The sequence below is a fragment of the Streptomyces phaeochromogenes genome (assembly GCF_001418655.1).
GTDB classification, from domain to species: domain Bacteria; phylum Actinomycetota; class Actinomycetes; order Streptomycetales; family Streptomycetaceae; genus Streptomyces; species Streptomyces phaeochromogenes.
Genome location: NZ_LIQZ01000272.1, coordinates 1 through 9,650 on the forward strand (window position 1 = coordinate 1; position 9,650 = coordinate 9,650).

Consider the following 9,650-nt stretch of genomic DNA (forward strand, 5'->3'; position numbering starts at 1 on the left):
TCGCTCCCCCGCCCGTCCCGTCGTCCGTGACACTCACCCGCAGCGCGCCGTCCGCGGTCCACAGGCCCACGCGCACGGTGAGGTCCTCGCGGCCACCGTGACGTACGGCGTTGGTGAGCGCCTCCTGCACGATCCGGTAGGCGGCGGCGCCCACGGAGGGCGGTATGCCGTCCGCGCGGACGGACAGTTCGACCTTGGCCCCGGCCACCCGGCCCGACTCCGCGAGACCGGCCAGTCCGTCGATCCCGGGCAGCGGCCCCCGCATGTCGCCGGCCCCGGAAACGGACCCGGGGCCGGCTCCCGCGCCCAGGTCTGTGCCCACTCCCACGACCGCGTCGTGCGCCCGCAGCACCTCCAGCGTCGTACGCAGCTCCCCCCGGGCGGTCCGGCAGGTCCCCGCGATGTCGTCCAGTGCCTGGGCGACGGCCTTGCGGTCGAGGCGTTCGGGGTCGGCGGTGAGGACGTGGGCCGCCACGGAGGTCTGCACGCCGATGAGCGTGATGCTGTGGGCGAGCAGGTCGTGCAGGTCCCGGGCGATCCGCAGCCGTTCCTCGGCGACGCGGCGCCGCGCCTCCTCCTCACGAGTGCGCTCGGCCCGCTCGGCCCGCTCGACGATGGAGGCGACGTACCGTCGGTAGAACCGGACGTCGACGCCGAAGAAGAGCATGGCGACGACCCAGCCGGAGATCTCCAGCAGCTGGATGGCGTCCTTCGCGCTGACGCTGAGCATCACGCTCACCGCGACACCCAGGACGCCCATGCCCACCAGGACGGTGCGCAGCGGGCGGCCGGTGACGGCGACGGTGTAGAGGGCGAGGTACGAGGCGGGGGTCGGCGCCGCGTGGTGGAAGTCGAGGCCGTGGTACGGCGCGACGCAGGCCACCACGGCGAGCATCACGAGCACCGGACGGGTGCGCCGCCACACGAGCGGTACATGGGCTCCAAGCAGCAGGGCCCAGCCGAGCGGGTCGAGTCGGCGCCCGTCGTCGACAAGCAGGGCGAGGGCGACCGCGAGCACGGCGACGCCCGCGGCGAAGATCGCGTCGTTGCGGGTCCGGTGCGGCGCGGTCAGCGGGTCGCGGTTGATGGCGGCCATGACACGTTCGAGCCGGCGTGGCCACGCGCCACCACCGCCACCGCCTGCTCCGGCACCAGCCGTCGCCGACCGGTCGCGTACCGCCATGGTCGTTCCCCGTACCCGCACGGCTCCATCTTCCGGTATGCGGGCGGGCGTACGGGCGCCCCTCCAGAAGGAGAGGCGCCCGGACGGGCCCGCCGTGTCAGGGCGCACCGACGGGTGCCGCCTGCCGTGGCGGCCCGGCCGGTTCAGTCGGCTCCGGCTCCCGTGAGAGCACGCCCGGCCACCACACCTTCCGGCCCAGGGCGACGCTGGCGCTGGTGACCAGGTACGTCCGTACGAGGAAGGTGTCGAGCAGGACGCCGACGGCGATCACGAAACCGAGCTGGACCAGTTGCACCAGGCCCATGTTCGTCAGGACGGCGAAGGTCGCGGCGAGGACGAGTCCGGCGGAGGCGATGACGCCGCCGGTGGTGCGCAGCGCGGTGAGCGCGGCGGCGGCCGGTTCCGCTCCGGCCAGGGACTCCTCCCTCATCCGGTGCATGAGGAAGATGCCGTAGTCGACGCCGAGGGCGACCAGGAACACGAAGGACAGCAGGCCGAGCCCGGGGTCGGTGCCCTCGAAGCCGAGGAGCGGTCCGAAGACCAGCCCGCCGATCCCGAGGGACGCGCCCCACACCGCGACGACCGCGACCACCAGGAGCAGCGGTGCCACCAGACTCCGCAGCAGCCCGATCAGGATGAGCATCACGGAGACGAGGACGAGTGGCACGACGACCTTCGTGTCCCGGGCGTTGGTGTCCTCCAGGTCGATCTGCTGGGCGCTGGCCCCGCCGACGTAGGAGCCCTTCAGCTCGTCCCTCAGCGACTTGATGGTGGCGGTCTCCCCCGCGGACTGGGGCGCGCTCTTCGCGAAGACGGAGATCTCGGTCCAGCCGTCTCCCGTACGTCCCTTCTCCGCGCTGCCGACTCCCGGGGTGCCGCGGACGGCCGCGAGGGTCTCGTCGGCGCGGCCCTGCGGGGTGACCACGTCGATGGGCTGGCTGCCGCGCTCGGGATAGGACCTGCCGAGGGTCTCCATCGCGGCGACGGCCTCCGGCTTGTCGACGAAGGAGTCCTCCTGCTTGACCGGTCCCGGCAGGTTGAGCGAGCCCAGGGCGAGGGCGCCGAGCAGTACGGCACCGCCGGCGAGCACGGTCAGCGGCCTGCGCCCGGCCGAGCTGCCCATCGCCGAGAACAGGCTGCGCCGCTGCTTGGGCTCGCTCCCGAAGGCCGGCACGAGCGGCCAGAACACCCGCCGTCCGACCAGTACGAGGATGGCGGGGAGCAGGGTCAGCATCGCGATCAGCGCGCACAGCACGCCTACGGTGCCGAGCGGGCCCATGCCCCGGCTGCTGTTGAGGTCGGCGGCGAGCAGACACAGCAGTCCGACGGCGACGGTGCCGGAGGAGGCGAGCACGGCGGGCCCGCAGCCGCGCAGGGCGGCGACCATGGCGTCGTACGGGCGCTCGATGCGCCGCAGTTCCTCCCGGTAGCGCGAGACGAGCAGCAGCGCGTAGTCCGTGCCCGCCCCGAACACGAGGATCGTCATCACGCCCGAGCTCTGCCCCGAGACGGTCGTGCCGAAGGCCTGGTTGAGGCCGTAGGCGACACCCATCGACATGAAGTCGGCGATCCCGGCGACGACGAGCGGCACGAGCCACAGCACGGGGCTGCGGTAGATCAGGATCAGCAGGATGGCGACGACTGCGACGGTCGTGTAGAGCAGCGGTCCGCCGAGCGAGTTGTAGACCTCGGCCGCATCGGTGGCCAGCGCGCCGGTGCCGCCCACCTCGACGCTCAACCCGCCTTCGCCCTGGGCGACTTCGCGGACGTCGTTGACGAGAGCGTCCCGCAGTTTCTCGTCCGTTCCGGGCTCGTTGCTGGCGACCGGGTACATCAGGGTCGTACCGTCCTTCGACGGAATCCCCTTCGGAGCGCCGCCGATCAGCTCGTGCTGCCCGGCGATCTCCGCGACCTGACCGGCAGCGGTCTCCCGGTCGGCTGCACTGAGCCCGCCGTCCCGGTGGTAGACGAGCACCATCTCGGTGGTCTCGCCGCCGGGCAACTTCTCCTGGATCTCCGCCACTTGCGTCGAGTCCGCGCTCGCCGGCAGGTAGTCGGTGACCCGGTCGTGCTGCACGTCGGCGAGCTTCGCCGCGAACGGCCCCACGAGCGCGAGCACGGCGATCCACAGCCCGAGCACCGCCCATGGAACGGCTCGCCCGCGCCCCGTCCTCGCCGTGGTTGTCTGTCCGGCCCCCATTGACCGATCTCCCTCCGGGTGACGTCTGCTTAGATCCCCAGACTTCCGGTGAAGACCACGGCTTACGTCGGGCGAGAGGGCGAGCTGGGCCGTACTGCCGGGGGCGACGAGGGACACGGATTACTCCCAGGGGAGTAATAGGCGGGGCACCCCGCAACGGGCGCAAGGTTCCGGGGCAGGCGGGCCCGCGCCTTTCAGGGGCGCGAGGAACCGCGCACCCAGCCCTCACCGACCCGCAGCTATCACTCAGCCCCAGCCCGGAGGGCACCGCCCGGGAGGCAGCGAGGGGCTCGGCCCCACCCGGGTGTCACGACGGCGTCCGCGCCGCCGTGAGCAACCGCGTCACATCATCCGCACAGATCGTCAGCGCAGCGCCAACCGTCGAGAGCGTCTCCCGCTCGGCAGGCGTATACGGCCCGTCGGCGAGAGCGATACGAGCACCCTGGAGAAGGATGGCCTCGCGCCCGCCGGGAGCCAGGTGGGGCGCCAGCGGATCCAGAGCCTCATGGAGCTCTATGGCCAGCCCGGGCCCACAGGGCTCCCCGAAGATCCGCCCGGTGTCGGCGGCGAGCGCCTCCACGAGGGCCGCGAGCTGCTCCTCGGTGCAGTCGTCGAACCCGGCCGAGCGGACGGCGCTCGCGGCCGTCTCCAGGGCCGTACGGGCGCAGGTGCCGCCGGCGGCCAGGACGGCGAGGGCGACGGTGTGGACGGCGTCCCGGAGCATCGCCGAGAAGCGGGTCGTGGTGGGGTGGTCGAGGACGTCCGCGCTGTAGTGCTGACCGCAGGCCGCGCACTCGACGACGGGACCCGTCTCACCGCGCGGGAGGACCGGTACGCCGAGGCAGGTGAAGCGGCGGCGGCCGGTGAGGCGCTGGTAGTTGCGGTCGCCTCCGCAGCCGGGGCAGAAGAACTCGCCGTCACCGACGGTGGTCCACGCCGTGCGGGTTCCGAGGAGGCGCGAAACACCCATGGAGCCGGCGCGGACAAACCGGCCGTTTCGTCCCCGTCCTGGCAGCACGTCGCACCTCCGTAACGCCGCGGCAACATCGCCGCGTTGGCGTGATGTTAGCCACATTGTTGAGGAAGAGTCAGTACCCAGGGCGAGACCACTCTGTGACATGGCTTGATACACGCCGCGGTCCCGCCCGCCTGTGAGGCGGACGGGACCGGAGAAACGCAGGTGAACGGCCTTATCGGGTCGCGCGGTTGACCGCGGAGACCACAGCCTTCAGTGAGGCGCGTGTCGTATTCGCGTCGATGCCGATTCCCCACAGGACCTTGTCGCCGATCGCGACCTCGATGTACGAGGCGGCCTGCGCGGACGCGCCCTCGCTCATCGTGTGCTCCTGGTAGTCCAGCAGCCGGGCGTCGATCCCGATCCCCTGCAGGGCGTGGAAGAACGCCGAGATCGGGCCGTTTCCGGTGCCGACCAGAACGGTCTCGGCGCCGTCCACCTCGGCCTCGACGGTGAGCGTGTCGACGCCGTCACGGTCGGTCGTGGACTGGCCGTTGCTGACCTGGATACGGCCCCAGGGGTTCTGGGCGTTCGGCAGGTACTCGTCCTGGAAGACCGCCCAGATGTCCTTGCCGGTGACCTCGCCGCCCTCGGCGTCGGTCTTCGCCTGGATGATCTTCGAGAACTCGATCTGCATCCGGCGCGGCAGGTCCAGGCTGTGGTCGTTCTTCAGGACGTACGCGATACCGCCCTTGCCGGACTGCGAGTTGACCCGGATGACGGCCTCGTACGAGCGCCCGACGTCCTTCGGGTCGATCGGCAGGTACGGAACCGCCCACTCGATGTCGTCGACCGTGACGCCCTTGGCCTTGGCGTCGGCCTCCATGGCGTCGAAGCCCTTCTTGATGGCGTCCTGGTGGGAGCCGGAGAAGGACGTGTAGACCAGGTCGCCCACGTACGGGTGGCGCGGGTGGACCTCCATCTGGTTGCAGTACTCCGCGGTGCGCCGCACCTCGTCGATGTCCGAGAAGTCGATCTGCGGGTCCACGCCCTGGGAGAACAGGTTCATCCCCAGCGTGACCAGGTCGACGTTGCCGGTCCGCTCGCCCTGCCCGAACAGACAGCCCTCGATGCGGTCGGCCCCGGCCATCAGCGCCAGCTCGGCCGCCGCGACAGCCGTACCGCGGTCGTTGTGCGGGTGGACGGACAGGCACACGTACTCACGGCGGGACAGGTTCCGCGACATCCACTCGAAGCGGTCCGCGTGTGTCGACGGCGTCGAACGCTCCACCGTGGCAGGCAGGTTGAGGATGATCTCGCGGCCCGGACCCGGCTGCCAGACGTCCATGACCGCCTCGCAGACCTCCAGGGCGAAGTCCAGCTCGGTGTCCGTGAAGATCTCGGGGCTGTACTGGTAACCGAAGGTCGTCTCCGGGCCCAGCAGCTTCTCCGCGTACTCCACGACCAGCCGGGTGCCGTCGACCGCGATCTGCTTGATGTCGTCCTTGGAACCGCGGAAGACGACCCGGCGGAAGACCGGGGCGGTCGCGTTGTACAGGTGGACCGTGGCGCGCTTGGCGCCCTTCAGCGACTCGACGGTCCGCTCGATCAGGTCCTCGCGGGCCTGGGTCAGTACGGAGATCGTGACGTCGTCCGGGATCGCGCCCTCGTCCTCGATGATCGAGCGCACGAACGCGAAGTCGGTCTCGCCGGAGGCGGGGAACCCGACCTCGATCTCCTTGTAGCCCATCTTCACCAGCAGGTCGAACATCTCGCGCTTGCGCGCGGGCGACATGGGGTCGATCAGGGCCTGGTTGCCGTCACGCAGGTCGGTGGAGAGCCAGCGGGGGGCGACGGTGATCCGGTTGCCCGGCCACGTACGGTCGGCGATGTCGACCTGGTCGTACGGGCGGTACTTGTGGATCGGCATGGAGGTGGGCTGCTGGCGATTGGCCATGATGCGAGGGGCTCCTCTTGGTCCGCTTGATCCTCGGAGAGAATCCGAGGGACGGCCGACGGCGCAACGCCGAACTCCGCGGGGAGGGGGTCGGCCTCGACTACAGGCCCTCGCCGCGGCAGCTAAGGAGAAGCAGCCCGTAACGCATGATGCTCCGCATGCTAGCCGAGCCAAGCCCCACGCGAGGGTTCGTATCAGTATGCGGGACGCGAGGGAATTACTGAATAAAAGGTGCACAAGGTCACATAGCGGCACGTTGGCGCGCCCATCCTTAGAGGCGCGGAGGACTGCCCCTAGAGGCGCGGGGAACTGCGCACCCAGTCACAGGCGGCCCGCCCCCGTAACACAACGCTCACCCCACAGCCCCTCTTATCCGCGCATTTCACCAATCATGGTTGCGGCTGGTGACAGCCGCATCACGCAGTGCAATGGTGCGGGTCATGACGACAAACGGGGGCTACGAGCCCGTCTTCTGCACCATCGTTCCACCCCACGTCCTCGACACCCTGGCCCAGGCCGAGGACCCGGCACTCGCCGGCAAGGCACGCCGCACCCTGGAGCGCGACGCCTTCGAGCGCACCCACCGCCGCCTGACCACGGTCATCGGCGCGCCCACCCTGGCCCCGCCGAAGGGCGCCGCCGAGGACAAGCCGAACCGCACGATCCACGACGCGAAGCACAGGCAGGACCTGCCCGGCAAGAAGGTCCGGGGCGAGGGCGACAAGCCCGGCAAGGACGCCACGGTCAACCGCGCGTACGCCGGCCTGGGCGCGACCTTCGAGCTGTTCCAGAAGGCGTACGAGCGGAACTCGATCAACGCCGAGGGGCTCCCGCTCAACGCGACCGTGCACTTCGGCGAGGACTACAACAACGCCTTCTGGAACGGCGAGCAGATGGTCTTCGGCGACGGTGACGGCGAGATCTTCCTCGACTTCACCATCCCGGTCGACGTCATCGGCCACGAGCTGGCGCACGGCGTCACGCAGTACACGGCGAACCTCACGTACTTCGGCCAGCCGGGTGCCCTGAACGAGCACTTCTCGGACGTCTTCGGCGCGCTCATCAAGCAGTACACGCTCGGCCAGACCGCCGCCGAGGCCGACTGGCTGATCGGCGCGGGCCTGCTGGCCCCGCGTGTCACGGGCACGGCCCTGCGCTCGATGAAGGCCCCGGGCACGGCGTACGACGACGACGTGCTCGGCAAGGACCCGCAGCCCGCCACGATGGACGACTACGTCCAGACGGGCCGCGACAACGGCGGCGTCCACATCAACTCCGGCATCCCCAACCACGCCTTCTACCTCGCGGCGACCGCGCTCGGCGGCCACGCGTGGGAGCGCGCCGGACGGATCTGGTACGACGTGCTGACCGGCGGCGAGCTGGGCTCGAAGGCCAACTTCACGGACTTCGCGACACTGACCGTGGCCAAGGCACGCGCCTCGTTCGGCGAGGGCGACGAACTGCAGGCCGTGACGAAGGCGTGGGAGCAGGTCGGGGTACGAACCCTGTGACGGTGACGGTGGCCGTGACGCGCCCCGCCGTTTCGCACTAGAGCCGTTTCGTAGTGGAGCCGTTTCGTAGTGGAGCCGTTTCGTACTAGACAGGACCCATGCGTATTCAGGTGAGGCGCACGGGCGGATTCGCGGGCATCGAGCGGCACGCCGAGGTGGAGACCTCGGGCCGCACCGACGCCCAGGAGTGGCACGCCCTGGCCGAACAGGCGATCGCGTCCGGCCGGGGCACGCCCCCCATCGGGGTCCCGGACGGCTTCAGCTATCAGATCACCGTGAACGGCAGAACGGTGTACTGCGCGGACCCACGCTTGACCGAGGAGCAGCGCAAGCTGATCTCAAGGGTCCTGAAGGAGGGTTCCTGAGAACACCGGCCGCCGGGGGCGCCCCTCCAGGGGCGCGGGGAACTGCGCAGCCCGCAAAGGCCAGTTCACCCAACCCCGTTGACTTCGCTGTCCGCCGCTGCAGATGATCGCGCGCATGGCGAACACGGCGACGAACCCGATACCCCAGTTCCCGGCCGGCTTCCTCTGGGGCGTGTCCACCTCGGCCCACCAGATCGAGGGCGCGGCGGACAAGCGCGATCCCTCGGTCTGGGACGCCTTCTCGGCCGAACCGGGGCACATCAAGGACAACTCCACGGCGGCGGTGGCCTGCGACCACTACCACCGCTACCCGGAGGACGTCGCGCTCCTGCGCGACCTCGGCGTGGACGCGTACCGTTTCTCGATCTCCTGGCCGCGGGTGAACTCCCCCGGCGGCCTGGACTTCTACGACCGTCTCGTGGACGAACTGACCACGGCGGGCATACGCCCCGTCCCGACCCTCTTCCACTGGGACCTGCCGGTGTCGGTCGAGGAGGCGGGCGGCTGGCTGAACCGGGACACGGCCGAGCGCTTCGCCGAGTACGCCGCCGTGGTGGTCGACCGGCTGGGTGACCGGATCAGCAAGTGGATCACCCTCAACGAGCCTGCCGAACACACCCTGTTGGGCCACGCCCTGGGCGCGCACGCGCCCGGCAAGCAACTCCTCTTCGACTCACTGCCCGTCGCCCACCACCAGCTGTTGGGCCACGGGCTGGCCGTACGGGCCCTGCGCGCGGCCGGAGTCACGGACATCGGCATCGCCAACTCGCACGGTCCGACCTGGCCCGCGTCCCAGGAGCCGGAGGACCTGGAGGCGGCCGGCTTCTACGACCTGCTCCTCAACCGGCTGTTCTCTGACCCGGTGCTGACGGGCCAATACCCTGACGGACTCGGCGAGTTGATGCCCGGGGACGTCGAGGCCGACCTCAAGGTCATCTCTGAGCCGATCGACTGGTACGGGATCAACTACTACGCCCCGACCAGGGTGGGCGCGCCCCAGGGCTCCGAGATCGAGTTCGGCGGACTGACGATGCCCGCCGAACTCCCCTTCTCCGTAAGGGAGATCGAGGGCTACCCGGTCACCGACTTCGGCTGGCCCGTGGTCCCTGAGGCCCTCACGGAACTCCTGGTGGACTTCCACAAGCGGTACGGCGACCGGCTCCCGCCCGTGGTCATCACGGAGAACGGCTGCTCGTACGAGGGCCTCGACGACCAGGACCGGATCACGTACCTCGACGGTCATCTCCGGGCTCTGCACCGGGCGTTGGACCAGGGCGTGGACGTCCGCGGCTACTTCGTCTGGTCGCTCCTGGACAACTTCGAGTGGGCAGAGGGCTACGCCCGCCGCTTCGGCCTGGTCCACGTGGACTTCGACACCCTGAAGCGAACGCCGAAGGCGTCGTACGGCTGGCTACGGGACGTAATCCAGACCCAGACCCAGGGAGGGTGAGCCGGGGAGTTCCTCGCCCCCGCCGCCCC

7 protein-coding genes are annotated in these 9,650 nt (G+C 70.1%); 3 read left to right on the forward strand and 4 right to left on the reverse strand.

The window, feature by feature from the left end; all coding sequences use genetic code 11:
• The 4 genes from AOK17_RS31870 to leuA form a co-directional block, all read right to left on the reverse strand.
• Positions 1 to 1,183: sensor histidine kinase (locus AOK17_RS31870; protein WP_055616051.1), on the reverse strand; the 1,183-nt coding region annotated here is incomplete at its 3' end.
• A 97-nt stretch (positions 1,184 to 1,280) separates the two neighbouring features.
• Positions 1,281 to 3,383 carry an MMPL family transporter gene (locus AOK17_RS31875; RefSeq protein WP_055616045.1) on the reverse strand — a complete coding sequence of 701 codons (2,103 nt, stop codon included), beginning with the start codon at positions 3,381 to 3,383 and terminating at the stop codon, positions 1,281 to 1,283.
• A gap of 307 nt (positions 3,384 to 3,690) precedes the next feature.
• Complete coding sequence (locus AOK17_RS31880; RefSeq protein ID WP_055616046.1) at positions 3,691 to 4,401, reverse strand: TerB family tellurite resistance protein; 711 nt, start codon at positions 4,399 to 4,401, stop codon at positions 3,691 to 3,693.
• A 172-nt stretch (positions 4,402 to 4,573) separates the two neighbouring features.
• A complete protein-coding gene (leuA, locus tag AOK17_RS31885; protein ID WP_055616047.1) occupies positions 4,574 to 6,295 on the reverse strand; it encodes a 2-isopropylmalate synthase in 1,722 nt (573 codons plus the stop codon).
• A 440-nt stretch (positions 6,296 to 6,735) separates the two neighbouring features.
• Here leuA and AOK17_RS31890 point away from each other — a divergent pair, with 440 nt between their 5' ends.
• From AOK17_RS31890 to AOK17_RS31900, 3 genes are all read left to right on the forward strand, one after another.
• A complete protein-coding gene (locus tag AOK17_RS31890; protein WP_055616048.1) occupies positions 6,736 to 7,806 on the forward strand; it encodes a M4 family metallopeptidase in 1,071 nt (356 codons plus the stop codon).
• Positions 7,807 to 7,904: 98 nt separating this feature from the next.
• On the forward strand, positions 7,905 to 8,171 hold the full coding sequence (locus tag AOK17_RS31895; protein ID WP_055616049.1) for a protealysin inhibitor emfourin: 267 nt from the start codon (positions 7,905 to 7,907) through the stop codon (positions 8,169 to 8,171).
• A gap of 115 nt (positions 8,172 to 8,286) precedes the next feature.
• On the forward strand, positions 8,287 to 9,621 hold the full coding sequence (locus AOK17_RS31900; RefSeq protein ID WP_055616050.1) for a GH1 family beta-glucosidase: 1,335 nt from the start codon (positions 8,287 to 8,289) through the stop codon (positions 9,619 to 9,621).
• Positions 9,622 to 9,650: the final 29 nt, after the last annotated feature.